19 protein-coding genes and 1 pseudogene are annotated in these 22033 nt (G+C 64.6%); 5 read left to right on the forward strand and 15 right to left on the reverse strand.

What is annotated here, in order from left to right:
* Window positions 1-740, forward strand: a pseudogene (locus IVB47_RS24560) (ATP-binding protein); the annotation flags it as partial.
* Window positions 741-755: 15 nt separating this feature from the next.
* On the opposite strand, the gene IVB47_RS24565 reads toward IVB47_RS24560, so the two are convergent.
* The 3 genes from IVB47_RS24565 to IVB47_RS24575 all read right to left on the reverse strand — a co-directional run bounded on the left by IVB47_RS24565 (window position 756) and on the right by IVB47_RS24575 (window position 2024).
* Window positions 756-1178 (reverse strand): hypothetical protein, encoded by a 423-nt coding sequence (locus IVB47_RS24565; RefSeq protein WP_027570350.1) that lies wholly within the window; start codon window positions 1176-1178, stop codon window positions 756-758.
* Window positions 1179-1238: 60 nt separating this feature from the next.
* Window positions 1239-1511 carry a DUF2312 domain-containing protein gene (locus tag IVB47_RS24570; RefSeq protein ID WP_007596286.1) on the reverse strand — a complete coding sequence of 91 codons (273 nt, stop codon included), beginning with the start codon at window positions 1509-1511 and terminating at the stop codon, window positions 1239-1241.
* A 210-nt stretch (window positions 1512-1721) separates the two neighbouring features.
* Complete coding sequence (locus IVB47_RS24575; RefSeq protein WP_247465078.1) at window positions 1722-2024, reverse strand: DUF1244 domain-containing protein; 303 nt, start codon at window positions 2022-2024, stop codon at window positions 1722-1724.
* A 178-nt stretch (window positions 2025-2202) separates the two neighbouring features.
* Between IVB47_RS24575 and IVB47_RS24580 the strand changes: the two genes are divergently transcribed.
* Both IVB47_RS24580 and pyk read left to right on the forward strand, forming a co-directional pair.
* Window positions 2203-2796, forward strand: a complete 594-nt coding sequence (locus tag IVB47_RS24580; RefSeq protein WP_027570349.1) for a DUF1036 domain-containing protein — start codon at window positions 2203-2205, stop codon at window positions 2794-2796.
* The gene (gene pyk, locus IVB47_RS24585; protein WP_027570348.1) at window positions 2793-4229 is read left to right on the forward strand and encodes a pyruvate kinase; all 1437 of its coding nucleotides are present in this window, start codon (window positions 2793-2795) and stop codon (window positions 4227-4229) included. Before IVB47_RS24580 ends, pyk begins: the two co-directional genes overlap by 4 nt.
* Window positions 4230-4379: 150 nt before the next feature.
* On the opposite strand, the gene IVB47_RS24590 is transcribed toward pyk, so the two are convergent.
* Window positions 4380-5060 (reverse strand): TetR/AcrR family transcriptional regulator, encoded by a 681-nt coding sequence (locus IVB47_RS24590; RefSeq protein ID WP_027520003.1) that lies wholly within the window; start codon window positions 5058-5060, stop codon window positions 4380-4382.
* A gap of 295 nt (window positions 5061-5355) precedes the next feature.
* Here IVB47_RS24590 and IVB47_RS24595 point away from each other — a divergent pair, with 295 nt between their 5' ends.
* Window positions 5356-6846 carry a hypothetical protein gene (locus tag IVB47_RS24595; protein WP_247465080.1) on the forward strand — a complete coding sequence of 497 codons (1491 nt, stop codon included), beginning with the start codon at window positions 5356-5358 and terminating at the stop codon, window positions 6844-6846.
* A 173-nt stretch (window positions 6847-7019) separates the two neighbouring features.
* Here the strand turns inward: IVB47_RS24595 and IVB47_RS24600 are convergent, their stop codons facing one another.
* A complete protein-coding gene (locus tag IVB47_RS24600) occupies window positions 7020-7184 on the reverse strand; it encodes a Flp family type IVb pilin (protein WP_027570346.1) in 165 nt (54 codons plus the stop codon).
* 297 nt (window positions 7185-7481) lie between these two features.
* On the opposite strand from IVB47_RS24600, the gene IVB47_RS24605 reads away from it, so the two are divergent.
* Entirely contained in the window at window positions 7482-8975 is a 1494-nt protein-coding gene (locus IVB47_RS24605; RefSeq protein ID WP_247465083.1) for a hypothetical protein, read from the forward strand.
* Between the two features lie 172 nt (window positions 8976-9147).
* On the opposite strand, the gene ftsH is transcribed toward IVB47_RS24605, so the two are convergent.
* From ftsH to tolQ, 10 genes are all read right to left on the reverse strand, one after another.
* Complete coding sequence (ftsH, locus tag IVB47_RS24610) at window positions 9148-11070, reverse strand: ATP-dependent zinc metalloprotease FtsH (RefSeq protein ID WP_007596301.1); 1923 nt, start codon at window positions 11068-11070, stop codon at window positions 9148-9150.
* Between the two features lie 214 nt (window positions 11071-11284).
* The gene (gene tilS / locus IVB47_RS24615; protein ID WP_247465086.1) at window positions 11285-12400 is read right to left on the reverse strand and encodes a tRNA lysidine(34) synthetase TilS; all 1116 of its coding nucleotides are present in this window, start codon (window positions 12398-12400) and stop codon (window positions 11285-11287) included.
* A 76-nt stretch (window positions 12401-12476) separates the two neighbouring features.
* The gene (gene ybgF / locus IVB47_RS24620) at window positions 12477-13532 is read right to left on the reverse strand and encodes a tol-pal system protein YbgF (RefSeq protein ID WP_247465089.1); all 1056 of its coding nucleotides are present in this window, start codon (window positions 13530-13532) and stop codon (window positions 12477-12479) included.
* A gap of 187 nt (window positions 13533-13719) precedes the next feature.
* The gene (pal, locus tag IVB47_RS24625) at window positions 13720-14208 is read right to left on the reverse strand and encodes a peptidoglycan-associated lipoprotein Pal (protein WP_247465091.1); all 489 of its coding nucleotides are present in this window, start codon (window positions 14206-14208) and stop codon (window positions 13720-13722) included.
* Between the two features lie 258 nt (window positions 14209-14466).
* Window positions 14467-15231: a hypothetical protein gene (locus tag IVB47_RS24630; RefSeq protein ID WP_247465093.1), complete on the reverse strand. Its 765-nt coding sequence runs from the start codon at window positions 15229-15231 to the stop codon at window positions 14467-14469.
* A 161-nt stretch (window positions 15232-15392) separates the two neighbouring features.
* Window positions 15393-17723, reverse strand: a complete 2331-nt coding sequence (locus tag IVB47_RS24635; RefSeq protein ID WP_247358260.1) for an EAL domain-containing protein — start codon at window positions 17721-17723, stop codon at window positions 15393-15395.
* Between the two features lie 242 nt (window positions 17724-17965).
* A complete protein-coding gene (gene tolB / locus IVB47_RS24640) occupies window positions 17966-19315 on the reverse strand; it encodes a Tol-Pal system beta propeller repeat protein TolB (RefSeq protein ID WP_247432852.1) in 1350 nt (449 codons plus the stop codon).
* A 41-nt stretch (window positions 19316-19356) separates the two neighbouring features.
* Entirely contained in the window at window positions 19357-20316 is a 960-nt protein-coding gene (locus tag IVB47_RS24645; RefSeq protein WP_247431728.1) for a protein TolA, read from the reverse strand.
* 3 nt (window positions 20317-20319) lie between these two features.
* On the reverse strand, window positions 20320-20769 hold the full coding sequence (tolR, locus tag IVB47_RS24650; RefSeq protein WP_018453789.1) for a protein TolR: 450 nt from the start codon (window positions 20767-20769) through the stop codon (window positions 20320-20322).
* A 43-nt stretch (window positions 20770-20812) separates the two neighbouring features.
* Window positions 20813-21529: a protein TolQ gene (gene tolQ / locus IVB47_RS24655; RefSeq protein WP_007596319.1), complete on the reverse strand. Its 717-nt coding sequence runs from the start codon at window positions 21527-21529 to the stop codon at window positions 20813-20815.
* Window positions 21530-22033 lie beyond the last annotated feature (504 nt).

Raw genomic sequence — 22033 nt, forward strand, 5'->3', positions numbered from 1 at the left:
CGCCGCGCGCCAAGCCGTCAATCGCGGCGACGATTCAGCTCGCCTCGGCCGATGCACAGCTCGTCGCGCTGCCCAAGTCGAAGCCGGCGCCCGTGGCTGACAAGCCGGCCGCCGGCAAATCTGCTGACGCCAAGCCCGAGACGCCCGCCGACATCATCAATGCCCGCGGCTTCTGGGACGCCCCGGCTACGCCGCAGCAGGCGACGCCGGCCCAAGTGGCTGCGCTGAAGGCCCGCCAGGCGCTTGCCGCCGCCACCGATCCGCAGCCGACCGCGAGCGTGTCCAGCGCCGCCTATCAGGCGCTGGCCTACGCGCCGGCGTCCGCCTCCCCGGTCGACCGCGCCAATGTCGTCGCCGCCTCCGCGCCGATCCCGCGCTCCGCCCGTCCCACCGCCGCGTCGCGCAACCTTGCGCCCGCGACCGAGATCAACACGGTGGTCGGCAAGCGTGTCGACGGCATGGTCGCAACCGCGACCCGGCTCTCCGCAGCCAAGGGTGAAAGTATCTGGCTCAAGATCGTGATGCTGTCGCCGAGCGCCAGCCGCGCGATGTCGGTCACGCTGATGGGCGAGCTCGACACGGCCGCGATGCGCGCCTACTTCGTCAAGCCGCAGTCCGTGATCGCCATGGGTTTTGCCGACGATCCGATGCAGGGCCTGTCCTGCGACAGTTTCTCGGGCACCGCCACCGCCAAGCTCGAGACGACGTCCTTCGTCATGCGGACCGCCGCGTTGCGCTGAGGTCTTCGCGCGCCGCTAACGCTTCTTCCTTCGTCGATCCAGATGATACGTCAACGCCAGCGACAGGCAGACCGATAGGTCCTGCTTCGGCAGCTTGCCCGACACCGGCAACAGCAGCGCCCTGGTCTGCCGATATTCGAACCGATCGGGAAAGCGTTCGCGAAAGGTATCGACCAGCGTCGTCTTGCAGTTGAACAGAATCGCGGCGTGCGCGGAGTCCTTCAGGCGGCCGAGCCGGATCGTGCTGCCACTGCCGGTCTCTTCGGTCAGATAAGCAGGCTCGCCCCATTTCAACGTTTCGGTGAGACGGCCGATGCCTTCATTCGCCGCGGCGGTCGCGAAGATCAGCTCGCGTACCCAAAGCAGCCGCTTGCCGATCGACGCCGGAAAAGCGTCGTAGGCACGGCTTACCTCGCGCGGCAGCGGCGGCGCAGTCACCGCGGTCTCCTTCGATCGACATGGTGTCGCCCTGGCAAAAGCCAGGACGACACCGATAGCTCAGATCATTCCCAGTGCCTGCATGTAGGTCTCGAGGATCGTCTCGGCCTCGGCGCGCTCGTTCGGGTCCTGCTTGCGCATGCGCACGATGGTGCGCAGCGCCTTGACGTCGTAGCCGTTGCCCTTGGCCTCGGCGAAGACGTCGCGGATGTCGTCGGAGATCGCCTTCTTCTCTTCCTCCAGCCGCTCGATGCGCTCGATGATGGACTTGAGCTGGTCCTTGGCAAATTTCGTCGCGGGCTCGTCGTCGCGGACGGCGGCGGAGGTGGCCATCTTGGTACTCCCAATGGAACTGGCAAAAACGAGGTGACGCCGGCATCCTCACCGCGCGTGCTGGTTAGACCCTTAGGGTTCGGACCTCTCGGGTTCAAGGCAGCATCGCGCTCGTCCACAGCGCGCCCACACCTTCCTACGGCACGTCGAAGAAAGCTGTTGTGTGATGCGACCCAAGGGCACCGCACATCAGGCTGCCGGCGCGGCCGTTCAGCGCCCGGGATGAACCTTCTTCATGGCGTCGAGCTGCTCAGGCGTGGCCGCGCCCTGGTATTTCGATTTCCAGGCCTCGTAAGGCATGCCATAGACGGCTTCCCGGCTCTCGTCCTTGCTTAAGGCGACGCCTTGGGCGTCGGCGGCGTCCTTGAGCCAGTTGGACAGGCAGTTGCGGCAGAAGCCTGCGAGATTCATCAGGTCGATGTTCTGGACGTCTGTCCGCGTCTTCAAATGATCGACCAGGCGCCGGAAAGCGGCAGCCTCGAGTTCCGTTCTGGTTTTGTCGTCGATTGCCATGGCTGGATCCCTCGGCTTTGCGAAATTGGCAGTGACCTGGATGGGGCACCCTTACGAGATCAGGTGGGGCCTGTCACAGATTTTGCCATATCGCGGCGCAAACGGGCGCAAAGCCGGCTTCGGGCAGTTCCCGGGCCCTACGCCAAATCGTCAATGATCTGATATAGCTTCCGCGACAATGATCGCCGAATCTCCCCGCTCCCCCCTTCGCCTGCTCGCCCGGTTGGTCCCGGTGCTGGTGGTTGGCTTGCTATGCTTTTGGGCCAGCCCGGCCTCCGCCGATTTCCGGCTTTGCAACAATACATCGAGCCGGGTCGGCATCGCGCTCGGCTACAAGGATGCCGAGGGCTGGACCACCGAGGGCTGGTGGAACATCTCGTCCCGCTCCTGCGAGACCCTGCTGCGGGGAACGTTGGTGGCCCGCTTCTATTACATCTACGCCATCGACTATGACCGCGGCGGCGAATGGTCGGGCCAGGCCTTCATGTGCTCGCGCGACAAGGAGTTCACCATCCGCGGCACCGAGGATTGCCTCGCACGTGGCTATGACCGGACCGGCTATTTCGAGGTCGATACCGGCGAGCAGCGGGCCTGGACCGTGCAGCTCACCGATGCCAACGAGCAGCCGTCAAAACAGCAGCGCGTGCCTGGTCTCCCCGGCCCGGTTGGTCCGGGGGTTCCGGGTTTGCCCAATGGCCCGCCCGGTGGTACGCCCCCCGCCGCGCCTGGCCTCCCGCCAGCCCCCTCGCCCCCGTCTGGAAATAAGCCATGAGGCGTCTTCGCCGTATCAAGATTCTCGCGACCCTGGGACCCGCCTCTTCGGACCTCGCGATGATCCGCCGCCTGTTCGAGGCCGGCGCCGACCTGTTCCGCATCAACATGAGCCACACCCCGCATGACAAGATGCGCGAGCTGGTGGCGACGATCCGCAACGTCGAGAGCAGCTATGGCAGGCCGATCGGCATTCTGGTCGACCTCCAGGGCCCAAAACTCCGGCTCGGTGCCTTCGCCGAAGGCGCGGTCCAGCTCCAGAATGGCCAGACCTTCACGCTGGATTCCGACAAAGCGCCGGGCGACACCACCCGCGTCCAGCTTCCGCATCCGGAGATCCTGGCCGCGCTGCGGCCGGGCCATTCGCTGCTGCTCGACGACGGCAAGGTGAGGCTGATCGCCGAGGAGACGTCGAAGGAGCACGCGGTGACGCGCGTCGTGGTCGGCGGCCGGATGTCCGACCGCAAGGGTGTCAGCCTGCCCGACACCGACTTGCCGGTCTCGGCGATGACGCCGAAGGACCGCGCCGACCTCGAGGCGGCGCTGGTCACCGGCGTCGACTGGATCGCGCTGTCCTTCGTGCAGCGCGCCGACGACGTGCTCGAGGCCAAGAAGATGATCCGCGGCCGTGCGGCGGTGATGGCCAAGATCGAGAAGCCGCAGGCGATCGATCGCCTCGCCGACATCATCGACGCCTCCGACGCCCTGATGGTGGCGCGCGGCGACCTCGGCGTCGAGCTGCCGCTGGAACGCGTGCCGAGCCTGCAGAAGCAGATGACGCGCATGGCGCGGCGCGCCGGCAAGCCGGTGGTGATCGCGACGCAGATGCTGGAATCGATGATCCAGTCGCCGGTGCCGACCCGCGCCGAAGTCTCCGACGTCGCCACAGCCGTCTATGAAGGTGCCGACGCCATCATGCTGTCGGCGGAATCGGCGGCCGGCAAATTCCCGGTCGAGGCTGTCTCGACCATGAATCGCATCGGCGAGGAGGTGGAGCGCGACCCGATCTATCGCTCCGTCATCACCGCACAGCGCCCCGCCCCGGAAGCCACCGCCGGCGATGCCATCGCGGACGCCGCGCGGCAGATCGCCGAGACGCTCGACCTGCCGGCCCTGATCTGCTGGACCAGCTCGGGATCGACCGCCGTGCGCGTGGCGCGCGAGCGGCCGAAGCCGCCGATCGTGGCGATCACGCCAAACGTCGCGGCGGGACGCCGGCTGTCGGTCGTCTGGGGCATACATTGCGTGGTGGCGGAAGATGCGCGCGACCAGGACGACATGGTGAGCCGCGCCGGCCAGATCGCGTTCCGCGACGGCTTCGTCCGGGCCGGCCAGCGCGTGATCATCGTCGCCGGCGTGCCGCTCGGCATCCCCGGCACCACCAACATGGTGCGCATCGCCTCGGTCGGCCCCGAGGGCGAAGCGAATATTTAGGTCCGCAGGCACGCGGCAAACAAAAATGTCGAAAACAACCCCATGCACAGTAGCCGGCGGGTCCGGCGCATGTGCTGAGGTTTTTCGAAAAGGCGAGCTCTGGCAATGGCCTGGGCGCGATCAGGTCCGCCGGTCGATCAGGCTGACGTTTTAGGCCCCAACCAGCGCTTTCGCCGCCGGCAGCAGCGTCTGCTGCACGACCAGACCCCTGGCGCGGGCGTCCATGACGCCGACCGCGCGGAGCGCCAGCAGAGTCACGGTCTGCACGGCATCGCGCATCCTGGCGGGATCGTCGAGATTGTCCGGCGCGAGCGGTCCGACCAGGGCCTCGTGCAGGGCGCCGAGCAGCGCGGTGGCGGCGAGTGCGGTGTCCTGCGCCGGCAGGTGGCCGGCGCGCACGGCGGCGTCGATCCGCGAGGCCATTTCGCCCGCGATCTCGCGCCGGCTGGCGAGACGTGAAGCGCTGACATCGACATCGACCGGCTCGGCCAGGATGCCCCAGGCGAGCCTGCGCTGTGACAGGGTATGCACCGCCACGGTGGTCACCGCCGCCGCCAGCGCCGAAGACGGCCCCGGCGCGGCATCGGCGGCTCGCCGGATCGCCGTGAGCTCGTCGCGGGAAACTTCGGCGATCAATTCGGAGATCAAATCGGCCTTGGATGGGAAGTAGCGGTAGACCGTACCCGCAGCGACGCTGGCGCGAAGCGCGACCGGCGCAATCTGCACCGCCGCCATCCCACCTTCCGCCGCCGCCTCCCGCGCCGCCGCCAGTATCGCACTGCGCCGGGCCGCAAGGCGCTTCACCACTTGATGCGTCCGCCGATAAACCATGGCGCGCTTCCTGTCCCCAGCATCCGGTCCGGCGCAAAGCCCGACCGCCTGCTTATTCGCTAATCTTCGCCCAAATCGCCCTCAAGAACTGAACAACTATTCAGGGCGGATGACAAGACACAAATGAGCATATGCGCGCGAGACAAACTTCGGCGCGACAAGAGCAGGTAAACGCATTCTTGCTCGGCGCGGCCGCGGTATGACGATCCGGTTTACCTCAACTTAAAAGCGATCATGCTCAGGTTGCCGATGCTTGCGCGCTGCTGCGTGCTGTCGTTTCAGCCCCGAGAGTCCGATGTCGATTTCCATGACAAGCAGCGTGCCCGTCCGCGGTGTTGCGCGCTGGCTACTGCCGTTCTGCATCGCCGCCGGCGTCTACCTGTTCTTCCTGGGCATCGGCGACATCATGCTGCGGGATACCGATACGCTGTGGCAGATCAAGATCGGGCAGTGGATTATCGAACACCGCGCCCTGCCCTATACCGACATCTATTCCTTCACGCGAGCCGGCGAGCCCTGGATCTCGAGCTCCTGGCTATCGCAAGTCCTGTTCGCGCTGGCTTACGAGCCGTCGAACTGGTCGGGGGCAGTTATCCTGACGTCGCTCGCGATCGGAGCGACCGCAGCGATTTTCGTCTACCTGCTTGAGCCCTATCTGGAGCCTGCGCGCGCCTTTCTGCTCGTCACCCCGCTCCTCTTCATGTCGATGGGCCACTTTCTCGCCCGCCCGCACATGCTGGCACTCCCTGTCATGCTGGCCTTTGTCGGCGAGCTGCTGGCGGCCGCCGATCGGCGCACCGCGCCGTCGTGGCTATTGCTTCCCTTGATGGCGCTATGGGCCAATCTTCACGGCGGCTTCGTCATGGGGCTGGCGCTGATTGGGCCCATCGGCCTCGATGCGATCGCGTCCACCAATCGCAAGGACCGCTTTGCACTGGCGTCGCGCTGGGCCTTGTTCGGACTTGCTGCGCTTGCCGCAAGCTGCTGCACGCCCTATGGCTGGAATACGCCGCTCGCATCGGCGAAAATTCTCAGCCTCGGCAAGGTGCTCTCGCAAATCTCGGAGTGGATGCCCGCCGATTTCAGCTCGTTCGACTTCTTCGGTGCCAGCCTGCTCGGATTGATCGCCCTCGGCTACTACAAGGGATTGGTGCTGCCGTGGACCCGCATTCTTCTGCTGCTCGGCCTGGTCTGGGCGGCACTCAACCACGTCAGAAACATCGAAGCCTTTGCATTGTTGACACCGCTCGTGCTGGCGAAACCGTTCGCCGAACAATTGGGCGCGGCCAGAGCGGTCGCGCTCGCACGGGCTGAAGCACGGACCTCCTTTGCAGTGACCGCAATCGCCGCGCTCGCGATCGTTGCGACCAGCTGGAGTATCACGCGGTCCTATGCCACGCCGACGCGGTATGCCTTTATCCGCAATCCGACCCCTCGGGCCGCAGTCGATCTGCTCGAGCAGCGGCACGCGCAGCGCATCTTCAGCACCGCGCCGATCGGGAGCTATCTGATCTTCCGCAACCTCAAGACCTTCATCGATGGCCGCGCCGAGCTGTATGGAGAGCAGTTCGTGCTTGACTATTTCGACGCCATCGAAGGCAAGAACGCTGAGACTCTGCTGCGTCTGCTTGATACCTACCAGATCGACGCCACACTGCTGAACGGATCGACTCCCGCCGCAAGGATCATGGACCACGTGCCGGGCTGGAAGCGGCTCTACTCGGATGACCTTGCCGTCATCCACGTCCGCGATGACGCACCGGCGAAGCTACCCTCAGCACCGTGAGCCACGGATCAGGCGTTTAACCGTCGCGGACTCGCATGGACGCGACGGCTTCGGAAGAAAAGACTTCGCTATAACGAGACCTCGCTAGAACAAAACTTGGCACGAAAGGCTTGGCACAAAAGAAAAGAGCCTTGTCCGGGACAAGGCTCTTTCTACTCTTGGTCCGTTCAGTCTTACTTGAGGCTGGACGAGATCGAGGTGAACTTGGCGTTCAACGTGGTGCCCAGGTTATTGACGACAGTGATGATCGCCAGCGCGATGCCGGCGGCGATCAGACCGTATTCAATGGCGGTGGCGCCGGATTCATCTTTCGCGAAATTCGCAACGAGGTTCTTCATAAAGAGCTCCAAATGAGTACACGAGGCTACAACTGATCTGGTCTTTTTGGCTTCCCAGCGCCGCTCGACCATGGATGCGAACGTAGTGGCAAAGAATTGCGCCGCAGTTAATTCGACTGCGGAAATACAGAGCGGTTTGCGTGTATTCGCCGATGGTAAACCGAAATCTAAAACGATCCGTTAAATTGTCGAGACATCAAGCCGGCCCGGTATCACCGGTTTACCCGGAATTATGACCGCCGTGGTCCAATGTCGATCGCTCGGCACCCCGACAAAACAACAGGACGACGACGCGGCATGTCCCTTTCCTTTGCCAACAGCATCACGGTGCAGGGTCGTGCGCGAGCCCTGGTGCCGCTGTGCGTCGGTGCGGGCGCCTATCTCTTCTTCATGTATGTCGGCGATACGCTGCTTCAGGACTCCGACTCGTTTTGGCAGATCAAGATCGGACAATGGATCATCGATCACGGCGCTATGCCGTACACGGACATCTATTCCTTCACGCGGACGGGCGCGCCGTGGATTTCAACGTCGTGGCTGTCGCAGGTGCTGTTCGCTCTCTCCTATGCGCAATTGGGCTGGGCAGGTCCCGTCATCCTCACCGCGATGGGAGTCGCGCTCACGGCCGCGATCTTCGTCTATCTGCTCGACGTGCAGATCGAGGCACCGCGCGCAGTGCTGCTTGCGATGCTGGCCCTGCTGCTGTCGCTGCATCACGTCCTGGCGCGTCCGCACGTCTTGGCGCTGCCTGTCATGGTGGCATGGGTCGGTCTATTGATGGCGACCGCCGACCGCAGGAGCGCGCCGTCCTGGTACTGGCTGCCGCTGATGGCGCTGTGGGCGAACTTGCATGGCGGCTTCGTGCTCGGTCTGGCGCTGATCGGTCCGATCGCGCTCGAGGCCGTCGAGCACGCCGAGAAGGGGCGGCGGCTTCAGCTGTTCCTGCGCTGGGTGCTGTTCGGCGTCGGTGCACTGGTCGCGAGCTGCTGTACGCCGTACGGCTGGGGAACGCTGCTGGGCGCCACCAACATCTTGAGCCTGGGCGAGTTGCTCTCGCTGATCTTCGAATGGATGCCGGCGAACTTTGCCACCTTCTCCTCGTTCGAAGGCGCCCTGCTCGGCCTGATCGCGTTCGGCTATTATCGCGGCCTCGTGCTCTCCGCGCCCAGGATCTTCCTGATCCTGTTCCTGACCTGGAGCGCGCTGACCCACGTCAGGAGCATCGAGGCGTTCGCGTTCCTGGTGCCGCTGGTGCTGGCGAAGCCGCTCGGCCAGCTGGCCTCGCGCTCGCAGCCGGACGCACCCGGTGCCGACCGCTGGCCGGCCCGCTATGTCACCGCGCTTGGCGCACTCATGATCGTCGCCGCAAGCTGGGCCTCGACCTCGCTCTATATGGGCCACCACAGCTTCAGCTTCACCATGACGCAGACGCCGGTCGCGGCAGTCGACTTGCTCGAACAACGCAAGGTCCAGCGCGTCTTCAACGCCTATCAGTTCGGCGGCTATCTGATCTCGCGCGACATCCCTGTTTACATCGACGGTCGCGCCGAGCTCTATGGCGAGAAATTCGTCATGGACTTCTTCAAGGCGACCGAGGGCAAGATGCCCGAGCTGCTTCCGCGGCTGCTCGACGAGCACAAGATCGACGCAACGCTATTGGCCGCCGACGCGCCCGGACCGCAGATCCTGGACATGTTGAAGGGCTGGAAGCGGATCTATACGGACGACATCGCAGTGATCCACGTGCGGGACAACACGGTAGGTGGGTCGGCGACGAACGCGAAGCCCTAGCGCCTAGGTGATTGCGAGGCAACCCTGCCCTGCGTCAACGTCGTCACTGCGAGCGTAGCAAAGCTTCGTCGCAAGAGATCCTCGCAACGACGAGTCGTTCGCCGACGCACCACCACCCAACAAAAAACGCGGCGTTTCCGCCGCGTTTTTCAATTCGATCTGCCGTTCGCGATTACGCCTGCGGCTGCGGCTCCAGGCCGGGATCCGGATCGGGCCGCGGGCGCGACTTGCCGGCCGGAGGCACCGCCGAGGCGCGCGGCGTGGTCGGCTCGAGCACGGACTCGCGGTTCGGCTTCTTGCCCTTGAGCAGGTCGATGATCTCGTCGCCGGAGAGCGTCTCGAACTCGAGCAGGCCCTTGGCGAGAGCTTCGAGATCGGCGCGCTTCTCGGTGAGAATACGCGTCGCTTCGTTGTAGCCTTCTTCGACGAAACGCCGGATCTCGGTATCGATCTTCTGAACCGTCGCTTCCGATGCGTTCTGGGTGCGCGACACCGACATGCCCAGGAAAACCTCGTCCTGGTTCTCGCCATAGGACACCGTGCCGAGCGCCTCGGACAGGCCCCAGCGCGTCACCATCATGCGTGCCAGACGCGTCGCCTGCTCGATGTCCGACGACGCACCCGAAGTCACCTTCTCGCGGCCGAAGATCAGCTCTTCGGCGACGCGGCCACCCATCATGATCGCAAGGCGCGAGGTCATCTGCTCCAGCGACATCGACAGCTTGTCACGCTCGGGCAGCTGCATGACCATACCCAGCGCACGACCGCGCGGAATGATGGTCGCCTTGTGGATCGGGTCGGTCGCGACGACATTGAGGCCGACGATGGCGTGGCCGCCCTCGTGATAGGCCGTCAGCAGCTTCTCTTCCTCGGTCATGACGAGCGACTTGCGCTCGGCGCCCATCATCACCTTGTCCTTGGCTTCCTCGAACTCGGCCTGGGTCACCATCCGCTTGTTGCGACGGGCGGCGGTGAGCGCGGCTTCGTTGACGAGGTTCATCAGGTCGGCGCCGGAGAAGCCCGGGGTCCCGCGCGCGATGGTCTTGAGGTTGATGTCCGGCGCCAGCGGCACCTTGCGGACGTGGACCTTGAGGATCTGCTCGCGGCCGACGACGTCGGGGTTCGGCACCACGACCTGACGGTCGAAGCGGCCGGGACGCAGCAGCGCGGGATCGAGCACGTCGGGACGGTTGGTCGCGGCGATCAGGATCACGCCCTCATTGGCCTCGAAGCCGTCCATCTCGACCAGCAACTGGTTCAGCGTCTGCTCGCGCTCGTCATTGCCGCCGCCGAGGCCAGCGCCACGGTGCCGACCGACGGCGTCGATTTCGTCGATGAAGATGATGCAGGGCGCGTTCTTCTTGGCCTGCTCGAACATGTCGCGGACGCGGCTGGCGCCGACGCCGACGAACATCTCGACGAAGTCAGAACCCGAAATGGTGAAGAACGGCACGTTGGCTTCGCCCGCGACCGCACGCGCGATCAGGGTCTTGCCGGTGCCGGGAGGGCCGACCAGCAGCACGCCGCGCGGAATGCGGCCACCGAGGCGCTGGAATTTGCCGGGGTCGCGCAGGAATTCGACGATCTCCTGCAGGTCCTGCTTGGCCTCGTCGACGCCCGCGACGTCCTCGAAGGTAACGCGGCCATGCGCTTCAGTCAGCATTTTTGCGCGCGACTTGCCGAAGCCCATCGCCTTGCCGGCGCCGCCCTGCATCTGCCGCGACAGGAAGATCCACACGCCGATCAGCGCAATGAAGGGCAGCCAGGAGACCAGCAGCGAGACGAACCACGGCACGTTGTCGCCGGGCGGCTTCGCGGTGATCTGCACCTTGCTGTCATAGAGGCGCTTCACGAGCGTCGGATCGCTCGGCGCATAGGTCTGGAAGCTCGAGCCGTTGGTGAAGGTGCCGTGGATGTCCGGCCCCTGGATCACGACGTCGCGCACATTGCCGCGGTCAACCTCGCTCAGGAGCTGGGAGAAGGCGATGTCCTGCGAGGAGGCGCGCTGACCCGGATTCTGGAAGAGCGTGAACAACGCCAACAGCAGCAGGACAATGATGACCCAGAGGGCGAAATTGCGCAGATTGGCGTTCATCGATCTTCCTTCGTGGTCGCGCGGATCGCGGCCTGAGCCTTGGGCAGTTATTTGGGCAGCGCGAGGAAATCCCCAAGGAATCCTCTCGGTTAGACGGATACAATCTAGGTGTCGCTCCGGTCGCTGCCAAGGGAACGAGATGGGACTATTTAGCCCATCTTAGTCCGATTCCCGCTGAAATAATGGCACCCAGATCCCGCTTTTTCCTGCCTGGTTAAGGTGTCCTCACGGCGCGGTCTCGAAACGGCCGGTGCCATGATCCGCCCCTATCCACCCTTGATCCACCCTTGCGCCGGGCCGGCGCCGGCCCGATGCGGATACGTCCCCCGACAAGGCTGATCAAGGCTCCCGCAAGCGTCTGCTTCAGGGCCGGCCGGCCATTTCCGGGTCCGCGGGGACTTGCGGCAATGGCCTGATCGAGCACGGCCAGAAGGGATTCGACCTTGCCGAGTTCCGCCGGCCCCTCATGCCCGAACGCGTTGATGGCCCGCAGCAGGATCCGCAGCCGGACCTCCTCCGGCAGGGCGGCAAACACGGGGGCCTCGAAGCTTCGAACGCCGGCCTGCGGCGCATCGCCGCGATCACGCAAACGGAGGAAGCGCTCGGCTCCATTGGTCAGCACCTCGACGGCCACATTGGCGCGCGCCAACCTTGCCGCGAGCCGAGCCAGGCTGCGGGCATCACCGCCCTCCGCCGCGAGCTGCGGCAGCAGCGCACGCAGCCGCGGCCGGGTAAAGGCAGCGTCGTGGTTGGTGGGATCGTCGGCAAAGCCGATCTTCGCCCGCTTCAAGGTCGCGATCAGCTGCGATTTCGGAACATCGAGCAGTGGACGCGCAAGAACGACGCCGTCGCGCTCGGTGAGACGGGACATCGCCGACAGCCCGGCCAATCCGCTGCCGCGGACAAGACGCATCAACAGGGTCTCGGCCTGGTCGTCGCGGGTGTGGGCGGTCAGCACGTGGCTCGCACCAGCCTTGCGTGCGGCCTGCACGAGCAGGCGGTAGCGTGCCTCGCGCGCGGCGGCCGGCAGTCCCGTTTTCGGCTTGGCGCCGCGCCAGCGCAGGGTCCGGTGCGGCAAGCCAAGCCCGGTCGCCAGACGCTTGACCTCGCGCGCCTCGCGCGCCGCCTCCGGCCGCAAGCCGTGGTCGATCGTGACGACGGTGAGACGCGGGCCGCACGCCAGGCTGCGATGCCAGCGCGCCGCAAGCCACATCAGCGCCACCGAGTCGGGCCCGCCGGAGACCGCGAGCAGCAGTCCCTGCGCGCCTTTCAGGCCTGCGAAGAGGCGCTTGGCCTCACGCGCCGAGATCGGTGAATTGTCCTCTGGCATGACGCTGCAATCGTCCGCGGATGGACCGACTGTTTAGCGCAGCGCCATCAATCTTGTCAGGATCAATCGCTGCGCCTCAGCACTTCACCCGCTTCTGCTCGCGGTCGACCGCGGCTTTGACGCCGGCGGAAGCGCGCGGATATTTGCGGCCGACTTCGCCGAAGGCGGCGCACGCGGCCTCCTTTTCCTTCAGCGCCGCCAGCGATTGGCCGAGCCGCAGCAGGGCATCCGGCGCCTTGGCGGATTTGTCGTATTTGGTGGTGACGGCGAGGAAGGCTTCCGCGGAGTCGCGATATTGCTGGCGCTGGAAATAGCTCTCGCCGAGCCAGTATTGCGCGTCGCCGAGCAGCGGGTCGCTCGGATATTTCTGCGAGAAGTTCTTCATGGTCTGCTCGGCCAGCGCATAGTCCTTGCGCTGCATGTATCCGATGCCGAGGTCGAATTCGTCGCGTGGCGTGGCCGAGGGCGGCAGCGTCGTCAGCGCCGGGGCGCCTGCCGGCGCGGGAGAGCCGGATGGGGCCGGCGGATAGCCGGGCTGCGCAGCCTGAGGCGCGGCCGCTTGCGGATAGCGGGGGCCGCTGTTGGCGAGATCAAGCGGTTCGCCGGCGCCACGGCCACCGGGCGCGCCGCTCGAGGCACCTGCAGGCATCGGTTGCTGCCCGCCGCCGAGCGCGCGCGGCGCACCCGGCGCATTCGGGCTCTGGTTCGGGTCGAAGGCATCGCCGCGGCGGCGCGTGCCCGGCGCGCCGGGCGCAGGCTGCTCCTGAACGATCGGCGCCGGAGAGGCGATTTGCGGCTGCTCGTAATTCGGCTGGACCGCTTGCTGGTGCGGCGGCTGGCGATAGGCCGGGGCGGCTTGCGCGGGCGGCATGGCCGCGACGTTGGGCTGGACCGGCGTCTGGCCGGGCGCGCCTTGCGCGCCGCCCTCAAGCGCTCGCAGCCGCTCTTCGAGCTGGCGGTTGCGATATTGCAGCTCTTCGTTCTGGCCGGTGAGCTGGCGCAACTGGTTCTCCAGCCGCTCGATCCGCATCTCGGGATCTGCATCGTCCGACTGTGCGAGGGCGGGCGAGCACAAAGAGAGCAGCGCGGCGATCGCCACGGTGCCGGTGAAGACCTTAAATCTGGATGACATCTTGCCCTGACGACGGAAGCGAAATGGCCTGCGACCGAACATTCGACGCGCCACACATTGAAGCGGAGTACGCCAAAACTGTGACTGAAACAAAGGGGTTTCCGTCACAGATCGCTGAAACGAAACCGGCGCCCGAGAGGGCGCCGGCATAATCGGTTTGTGAAGATGAACGGCGCCTGACCAATGGTCAGGAGCTCGCGTTCAGCACGGTGACGGCGCGGCGGTTCTGCGACCAGCAGGAGATGTCGTTGCAAACGGCGACCGGCCGCTCCTTGCCGTACGAGATCGTGCGCATGCGGTTCGGATCGATGCCGCGCGAGGCGAGGAACGAACGCACCGACTGGGCGCGGCGGGCGCCGAGCGCGATGTTGTATTCGCGGGTGCCGCGTTCGTCGGCATGACCTTCGACGGTGAAGCTGTAGCGCGGATAGCTCTGGAGCCACTGCGCCTGCTTCTCCAGGGTCACGATCGCCTGCGGGGTCAGATCGGTCTGGTCGCTTTCGAAGAACACGCGGTCGCCGACATTGACGACGAAGTCTTGCTGACTGCCCGGCGTCGCCGCGTTGGCCATCGCATCCGCGGCAGCATTCTTGTTGGCGCAGGCACCCATCGACAACGCGACGGCAAGCACCGCGGCCAGCTTCAATCCCTGGAGGATGCGCATAGGATGTTTCATTCCGGAGCCTCCACGCTCACGTTTCGTCCACTGCTGTCCGGTCTACAGGGGGTTGGTTAAGCGAACGTTCCGTCAACCTTGATGGAACCTTGCCACAGCCGGTCAAATGCCCCCAACCAGCGAAAAGCAACCGTCATGGTTAATGGGTTGTAAATGTGGCGCGATGGTGAAGGCAAGCCGCGCCGACCGGCAAAAACCGCGGCCCTTGCTGGAATTTTAGGCTCGGCGCGTGGAGACGCTGGGGCCTGACCTTGGGGCCTAGCGGGCAGAACCCGTTGCCGAGGCGGCTACGTCCGGGGTCCGCTGCGTGGCCAGCGACACCGGCCGCGGGGCCGCCTGGCGCGGGCTGCTGCGTTGAAACAACATGCGCCGCTCAAAAGCGCTGGAGCGCATGATCGGAAAGCGAGTCAGAACCTTTTCCCGCAGGTTCCGGAAATCGGACGCCATCAGCACGGCCTTCTTGGTGGGCCAGCCCGGAAACCCGCGGGGCTCCGGCGAAATGGTCTCGTGCAGGAAGACGCGACGATAAAACGCCTGATGATCGGTCCGGATCATGGCCAGCCCGGTGTCGGCGTTGAAATGATCGCAAGCCACAAAAGCCAGCCGCACCGTCAGATAGGGCAGCTCCGGAAAACGCTGGTGCTTTTCGGGATCGGCAACAAACCGGCATGGATCGATGAGAACTTCGCCGCGGTCGAGGCGGGGATGCAAGACGTCGCCAAACACTTCGGTCGTGTAGGACATTCGCCAGTCAGACGTCAGGACGTGAATGCGAACGGAGCTGCAGAGCTCTCCATCGACATAGACGCCGAAATTCCAGGTGTTGGGCGCATCGTCGAAGCGATCAGTCACGCGCCGCGACTCCGATGGCTCGATTAGTCCGGCGTGCAGATAGGCCCGGTACCGCATCAGATAGAGGTTGTCTCGGTCCTCAGGAGTTTCGATCAGGCGGTAATCGATGCGGTCAAACAGAGCGGCTCCCCGCGGAAGGAGCACCGTTTGCGGTTCAGCTCCAGACGTCATCCAGTACCCCTACACTCCAAAGCAACTTCTGCGAGTGTGGGGAGATTAATGGTTCATTAACGGAATTGCAAAGGCTTAGAAACGTTAGGGTTAACCTTTGCAGCCCGCAAAAACACGGACGAACGAGAGCTAAATACGTTGAGGAGTGAGGCAGAGAAAGATCAGGCGATCGATCGCGAGGACACCATGACGATCTGGTCCTCAGCCCCGCGACGGCCATGCGAGGCATTGAGCAATTGGCGAATCCGGACTGCCGGCACCGGCCGGCTGAACAGATAGCCCTGCCCTTCGGTTACGGTGCCGTCGGCGCTGATCAGCTCGAGCTGATCATTGGTCTCGATGCCCTCGACCACGACGGCCATGCCGAGATCGGCCGACAGCCGCGCCACGCCGCGCAGCAGCGTCAGCGGCCGGTCGGCGTCGATGCCTTCGAGGAAGGAGCGGTCGATCTTCACCTTCTGCATCGGGAAATTGTGCAGGTAGCTGAGGCTCGAATAGCCGGTGCCGAAATCATCCAGCGAAATGCGCACGCCGATCGCATGCAATTGCGACAGGATGTCGTGCGTCAGCTGGGTGTTGCGCAACAGCGAGGATTCGGTGATCTCGATCTCCAGCCGATGCGCCGGGAGCCCCGAAACCTCGAGCGCGTAGCGGATTTCGCTCAAGACGTCGCGCTGGTGGAATTGCTGCGGCGAGAAGTTGACGGCGACGTTGACGCCCTCCGGCCATTTCATGCATTCCATGCAGGCGCGGCGCAGGATCCAGCGGCCGAGATCGACGATCAGCCCCATGTCCTCGGCGACCGGAATGATGTCCACCGGCGAGACCGTGCCGCGCACCGGATGATTCCAGCGCAGCAGCGCCTCGCATGTCGTGATCTTGCCGGACTTCAAATTCACCAGCGGCTGGTAGAACAGCTCGAATTCCTCGTTGGCGAGCGCCTTGCGCAGGTCGAGCTCGAGGATGCGGCGCGCCTCCACGGTCGCCGCCATCTCGTCGCGGAAGAAGCAGAAGGTGCCGCGGCCGTCGGCCTTGGCCCGGTACAGCGCCATGTCGGCGTTCTTGAGCAGCGTGTCCGCGCTGACGCCCTCCGGAGAGGTCAACGCGATGCCGACGCTGGCCCCGATCTCGACCAGATGATTGTCGATGCGGTAGCGCTCGCTCAGCCGTTCGACGATCCGGCGCGCCAGCGCGGCGGCGTCCTCGGGCGAGGAGATGTTCTCCTGGAATACGACGAATTCGTCACCGCCGAAGCGGGCGACGAAATCCTCGGGGCGCAACATCTCGCGCAGACGGTTGGCGACCGCGCACAGCAGCTGGTCGCCGCAGGGATGGCCGAGCGTGTCGTTGACCTGCTTGAACTGGTCGAGATCGACGAACAGCAGCGCGGACAGGCGCTCGGCGTCGTGCGAGATCGCCAGCAGCCTTTCGATCTCATCGCGGAAATGAACGCGGTTGGGGAGCGCGGTGAGGTCGTCGTAGCGCGCCAGATGCGTAATCTTGGCCTCGGCGCTGCGACGGTCGGTAATGTCCTCGAGCAGCACCACCGCGCCGCCGTCAGCCATCGGCTGGACGGTCCAGGACAACGACCGGTTTCGCTGCGTGTCGGGATCGGCGGTGATGATCTCCTTGGCTTGCGAACTCTCGATGTCCGCGACGATCCGCTCGCCGCTGCCAGCCGAGATGGATCCGGCGCTGACGCACGCCGCGACGATGTCACGCGCGTTGATGCCGCGCTGCGCCAGACCTTCCGGCAGGTTCATCATTGCGCCGAAGCGGTGGTTCATGACCGCCAGCTGTCCGTCGACGCGGAACATGCACAGGCCGTGCGGCATGTTGTTCAGAGCCGTATCGAACTGGCCGGCGAGCGCGGCTTCACGTTCCCGTGCCACGACCGCTCCCATGAAGATTCGGTGCAGATTCACCGAAAGCTGCATGATCGCCATCAGGAACGCGCCGCTGACCAGCGCCATCGCGATGTAGTAGGGCGTTCCACGCAGCGCCAAGGCAAGCACGGCCGGGCCGAAAATCAGCACGGCCTGGAGGTGGAAGATCGCAGGCCGGCCATATGCCCTGCCCGCGCCGCCCGCCGCGATTCCGGTGGTGACCGACAAGGCTATCATGTGAGCCACGGCGTCGTCCGTGGCCAACAGGGCGGTGGCGCACCAGATGCCGATCGCAGCCGCCTGGATCTTTGCCCCGATCTGATAGCGCTTCTGCCAGCGTGCGGCCGCCTCGACGGTCATGACCGCCTGACGTGCCTGATAGAGGCGCAGGTCGATCGCCCGCGCGGACCCGGCCAGGATCAGAAGTGCGACGCACGCCCAGATCAGCGGCTCGCCCGTCCTCAGCGCGGTCAGGGCCGCACCAATCGACACGAAAATGAGTCCGGCCAGCAACGGGCCAGGCGCTTCGAACAGCGAATCGATTTGCGCCGCCGAAGTTTTCGGCGGCCGCTGTTCCGGCTCTCCGCTCTGACTTGCAAACTGCATCTGGTGTTTACGCGCGTCCTGTCTGGAGCGCAGTTTTACCGATCCGGTATGAAGTCTTTCTGAGGGAACATCGTTAAAGTCGAGTTGTTTTGAGTGACCAATAGTCGAAATACATCAATAGAAACAAACCGATGGGAAAAGTTTGCCGAGTGCAACCTTAAAGAACAATTATCGCGGGGAAACATCTGGCAAAGTTTTCGGAAAAGGCGCGCGGTCAAATCATCGCGCGCCGCGGGCGGCGGCTAGCCCGACGTCGAGGACAATAGCGGCGACCATGCCGGGTCGGAAGCGAAGCCCGGCGTCGGCACCTTCAGCTCGTTGCGGCCCGAGATGTCGACGGAGAACAGCGACGGCCCGCCGCTGCCGCCGGGATCGCGGAAGAACATCAGCACGCGACCGTTCGGCGAGAAGGTCGGACCTTCGTTGTGGTAGCCGGAGGTGAGAAGCCGCTCGCCGGAGCCATCCGGCTTCATGACGCCGATCGAGAACTGTCCGCCACCTTGCCTGGTGAAGGCGATGTAATCGCCGCGCGGCGACCACACCGGGGTCGAATAGGTGGCGTTGTTGTCGTCCTTGGAGAAGGAGATGCGCTGCGCCGCTCCGCCGCCCGCGGCCATGACATAGATCTGCGATCTGCCGCCGCGATCGGACTCGAAGCAGATGCGGGTGCCGTCCGGAGAGTAGGAAGGTGAGGTGTCGATCGCGGGCGTGTCGGTGAGGCGCGTGGTCGAGCGCGAGCGCAGATCCATCACGAACAGGTTGGAATTGCCGCCCTGCTGCAGGCTCATAATGACGCGCTGGCCGTCCGGCGAGAACCTCGGCGCAAAGGTCATGCCCGGGAAGTTGCCGACGATCTCGCGCTGGCCGGTCTCGATGTTGAACAGGTAGACCTTCGGATCGCCCTGACCAAACTCCATGTAGGTGATCTCTTGCGAGTTCGGCGAGAAGCGCGGGGTCAGCACGAGGTCGGAGCCGCGGGTCAGATAGCGCACATTGGCGCCGTCCTGGTCCATCATCGCGAGGCGCTTGACGCGGCGCTCCTTCGGCCCGGTCTCGTCGACGAACACCACGCGGCTGTCGAAATAGCCCTTCTCGCCGGTCAGCTTCTCATAGATCTGGTCGGAGATGATGTGGGCGATGCGGCGCCAATATTCCGGCGAGGTGAAATATTGCTGGCCGGCGAGCTGCTGGCCGGTGACCACGTCCCATAAGCGGAATTCGGCCTTGAGGCGTCCGTCCGGCTGCCGCGTCATGCGGCCGGTGACGAGGGCCTGCGCGTTTAGGGTTTTCCAGTTCTCGAATTGCGGCGCGACGTCGATGTTGCTGATGCGCTCGATGAAGGCGGCCTGGTCGACTGGCGCGAACAGGCCCGAGCGCTTCAGATTGTTGGTGATGACCTGGGTGACGCCGTTGCCGACGTCGCCGTCGGCGGGCGAGCCCGGCACGAAATTGGTGATCGCAATCGGGATCGGCCGAAACTCGGTGGGATCGATGCGAAGGCGTCCCTGCTGCGGCTGCTGGGCGAAGGCCTGCCCGCCTCCCAGCATCGCGAGCGTCGATCCGGTCAGGGTCATGAAGCGGCGGCGGTTCATCGATCGAACGTCATTCATCGCAAAATTCTTTTGTTCGGATGTCACAACATGTCTTTCAGGCCGAAAGTCATCGGAATGAGCTTCCAGCTCTCGTATTGCTGCTTCGGCATGAACGAATAGACCTGACACTGCACGATGGCGCGTCTGGCACTCTCCGCCACCGCCTGTGCGATCGACCGCGACGGTCCCCTCACCGCGACTACGACCGGCTCGGACGCGAGCGATCCGTCGATCTTCATGGGGATGTCGATGTCGGCTTCGTATTGATCTGCATCCTGCCCGTTATAGGTCGGCGTGAAGCAGCGCTTCACCGCCCCCTGGAAGGCCCCCCGCCAGGTCGCAATGTTGTTGGCGGCCGTTCCGCTCGTCGATCCCAGCGAGGCCGACGCATTCAGTGTCGAGCCGGCGAGTTCGTGCCGGGTCGCGGCGCGCTTGTCGAGATCACGCTGGATCTGCGCGGGATCGAAGCTGCGCTCCTTGGGCTTCGGCTGCTGCGGCGGCTGCACCGCCGCGACCTTTTGCTCGGGCGGCTTGGGCGGCGGCTTCTTGGTGTCCAGCTTTTTCTGCAGTTCGGCGATCGGATCTTCCTTGGCCGGATCAGGCTTCTTTTCCTGTGGCTTCGGCTCTTCCTTCGGCTTCGCCTCAGCCACGGGCTTGGGCGGCTCGGGCTTCTTCTCGACCGGCTTCTCGACGGGTTTTGGCGGCGGTTCGGGCGTCGAGTTGGTCTTGATCAGCTCTTTCTTCTCGGTGACCTTGCCGACGGCGTCTTCCTCGGGCTTGGCTTCCGCAATCTTCTCGACCTTCGGCTTCGGCTCTTTCTTGTCGCCGGTCTTCTGCCCCGACATCATCTGCGCGAGCTGGTCGGTGGAGATGATGTCGATCGGCAGCGACTCTTCGGCAGGCACAAAAGCCCTGCTGCTGAAGGTGACGAGCCCCCATCCCAGCACGAGGACGTGGAGGGCAATCGACGCAACGAGTGTCTTGTCGACCTTCACCTTCACGGTCTACCCCTGATCCGCTTCCGTGACGAGCGCCAGCTTCTTGAAGCCTGCGCCGGACAACTGGCCCATCACCTTGGCCACCGTCCCGTAATCCGCCTTCTTGTCGGCACGCAGATAGATGCGTTCCTCGAGCCCGCCGCGCGCGTCCGTGATCGCCTTCAGCTTCGGGATCAGTTCGTTGATCGCGATCTCGGCGTCGTTGATGAACACCTTGCCCTTGATGTCGACCGACATCTGGATCGGCTTCTGGTCGTTGTTCTCGAGGCTCTTGGCCTGGGTCTGCGGCAGGTCGAGGGGCACGCCAACCGTCAGCATCGGCGCCGACACCATGAAGATGATGAGCAGCACCAGCATCACGTCCACCATCGGCGTGACGTTGATTTCGGCCACGACCGGCTTGCGCCGGCCACGGCGCCCACCGCCTCCGGACGAACTCGCAACGTTCATGCCCATGGTCTGGTGCCCAAATTGCCCTTCACACTATACATGCCGTCTGTCAGCCCCGCTCGTCGATCTGGCGCGACAGGATGGCTGAAAATTCATCGGCGAAGCCTTCGAGCCGCTGGGCCTGCCGGTTCACCTCGGAGGTGAACTTATTGTAGAAAATAGTGGCAGGAATGGCGGCGATAAGGCCGACGGCGGTCGCAAACAGCGCCTCGGCGATGCCGGGGGCCACCACCGCCAGAGAGGTATTTTTAGACGCCGCGATCGACTGGAAGCTCGACATGATGCCCCAGACGGTGCCGAACAGGCCGACGAACGGGCCTGCGGAGCCGACGGTGGCGAGCACCAGCAGCCGGCGTTCCAGCCGCTCGACCTCGCGGGCGATCGACACATTCATGACCTTGTCGATGCGCATCTGAAGGCCTGCGACCGAGCGGGCCTGGCTCTCGAACGAACGCTTCCACTCGCGCATCGCCGCGACGAAGCAGGCCGCCATGGAATGCGTCGGCTTGGCCGAGAGCGTGCGATAGAGGTCCTCGATCGACTCGCCGGACCAGAAGGCCTGTTCGAAACGGTCCATCGAGCGGCGGGTGCGGGCAAACAGGAAGATCTTGTCGATGGCGATCGCCCAGACCCAGACCGAGCAGGCGAGAAGCCCCAGCATCACGGCTTTCACGATCCAGTGAGCCTGCCAGAACAGCGCGATCAGCGACACGTCCGCGGAAGCGGCAACCGGAAGGGCTGACTGAGCCACGTCGGCCGGATTCATAAGCAGTATCCTCTCAAGGCGATCGTTACCTGATGTCCCGACCTAATGTCCCGGCCAGCAAATGGCCGCCGGTTCCCCAATAGCCGCGCTAGAACCGGCGCGGCCGGCAAGCCCGCTCAAAGCCTTGTCTTTCTGGGGTGCAGGGCTCGTCCAAAGCCAGCCGCCTGCATTCCCTGCCAAGATGTCAAAACTATGGGCCCGACCCCAAGGCTCAGACTTCGGGCTCTGGGCGCGATTGTCCGCAATTACCAGAGCCCGGCGATGGTTAATGCTGAGTTACCGCAGGCGAATTTGGCTGCGGGAAAGCGAGGTCCCGCAGGGGGATGGGAGGCGCGGCGCGCGGGTCCGCGTTCCCCCCACGCGCCGCAACGCCTGCGCAGGGCCTCGGCTCTGCGTCACGTCCTCGACGGGACGTTGCGCTGGCGCCCGGAACACCAGCGTTCCGCTTCCCTGTGCGCATCAGGAGCGGAGCCCAATATCCGGCGGAGGAACCAGCCCTCACCC

The sequence above is a fragment of the Bradyrhizobium sp. 62 genome, from assembly GCF_023073035.1.
Classification (GTDB): Bacteria; Pseudomonadota; Alphaproteobacteria; order Rhizobiales; family Xanthobacteraceae; genus Bradyrhizobium.

Excerpts from the sequence above, each read along its gene's own strand:
- IVB47_RS24570 (WP_007596286.1), bottom strand. The coding sequence starts at position 1,511 with ATGGCCACCTCCGCCGCCGTCCGCGACGACGAGCCCGCGACGAAATTT.
- IVB47_RS24575 (WP_247465078.1), bottom strand. The coding sequence starts at position 2,024 with ATGGCAATCGACGACAAAACCAGAACGGAACTCGAGGCTGCCGCTTTC.
- IVB47_RS24580 (WP_027570349.1), top strand. The coding sequence starts at position 2,203 with ATGATCGCCGAATCTCCCCGCTCCCCCCTTCGCCTGCTCGCCCGGTTG.
- pyk (WP_027570348.1), top strand. The coding sequence starts at position 2,793 with ATGAGGCGTCTTCGCCGTATCAAGATTCTCGCGACCCTGGGACCCGCC.
- IVB47_RS24590 (WP_027520003.1), bottom strand. The coding sequence starts at position 5,060 with ATGGTTTATCGGCGGACGCATCAAGTGGTGAAGCGCCTTGCGGCCCGG.
- IVB47_RS24595 (WP_247465080.1), top strand. The coding sequence starts at position 5,356 with ATGTCGATTTCCATGACAAGCAGCGTGCCCGTCCGCGGTGTTGCGCGC.
- IVB47_RS24600 (WP_027570346.1), bottom strand. The coding sequence starts at position 7,184 with ATGAAGAACCTCGTTGCGAATTTCGCGAAAGATGAATCCGGCGCCACC.
- IVB47_RS24605 (WP_247465083.1), top strand. The coding sequence starts at position 7,482 with ATGTCCCTTTCCTTTGCCAACAGCATCACGGTGCAGGGTCGTGCGCGA.
- ftsH (WP_007596301.1), bottom strand. The coding sequence starts at position 11,070 with ATGAACGCCAATCTGCGCAATTTCGCCCTCTGGGTCATCATTGTCCTG.
- tilS (WP_247465086.1), bottom strand. The coding sequence starts at position 12,400 with ATGCCAGAGGACAATTCACCGATCTCGGCGCGTGAGGCCAAGCGCCTC.
- ybgF (WP_247465089.1), bottom strand. The coding sequence starts at position 13,532 with ATGTCATCCAGATTTAAGGTCTTCACCGGCACCGTGGCGATCGCCGCG.
- pal (WP_247465091.1), bottom strand. The coding sequence starts at position 14,208 with ATGAAACATCCTATGCGCATCCTCCAGGGATTGAAGCTGGCCGCGGTG.
- IVB47_RS24630 (WP_247465093.1), bottom strand. The coding sequence starts at position 15,231 with ATGACGTCTGGAGCTGAACCGCAAACGGTGCTCCTTCCGCGGGGAGCC.
- IVB47_RS24635 (WP_247358260.1), bottom strand. The coding sequence starts at position 17,723 with ATGCAGTTTGCAAGTCAGAGCGGAGAGCCGGAACAGCGGCCGCCGAAA.
- tolB (WP_247432852.1), bottom strand. The coding sequence starts at position 19,315 with ATGAACCGCCGCCGCTTCATGACCCTGACCGGATCGACGCTCGCGATG.
- tolR (WP_018453789.1), bottom strand. The coding sequence starts at position 20,769 with ATGGGCATGAACGTTGCGAGTTCGTCCGGAGGCGGTGGGCGCCGTGGC.
- tolQ (WP_007596319.1), bottom strand. The coding sequence starts at position 21,529 with ATGAATCCGGCCGACGTGGCTCAGTCAGCCCTTCCGGTTGCCGCTTCC.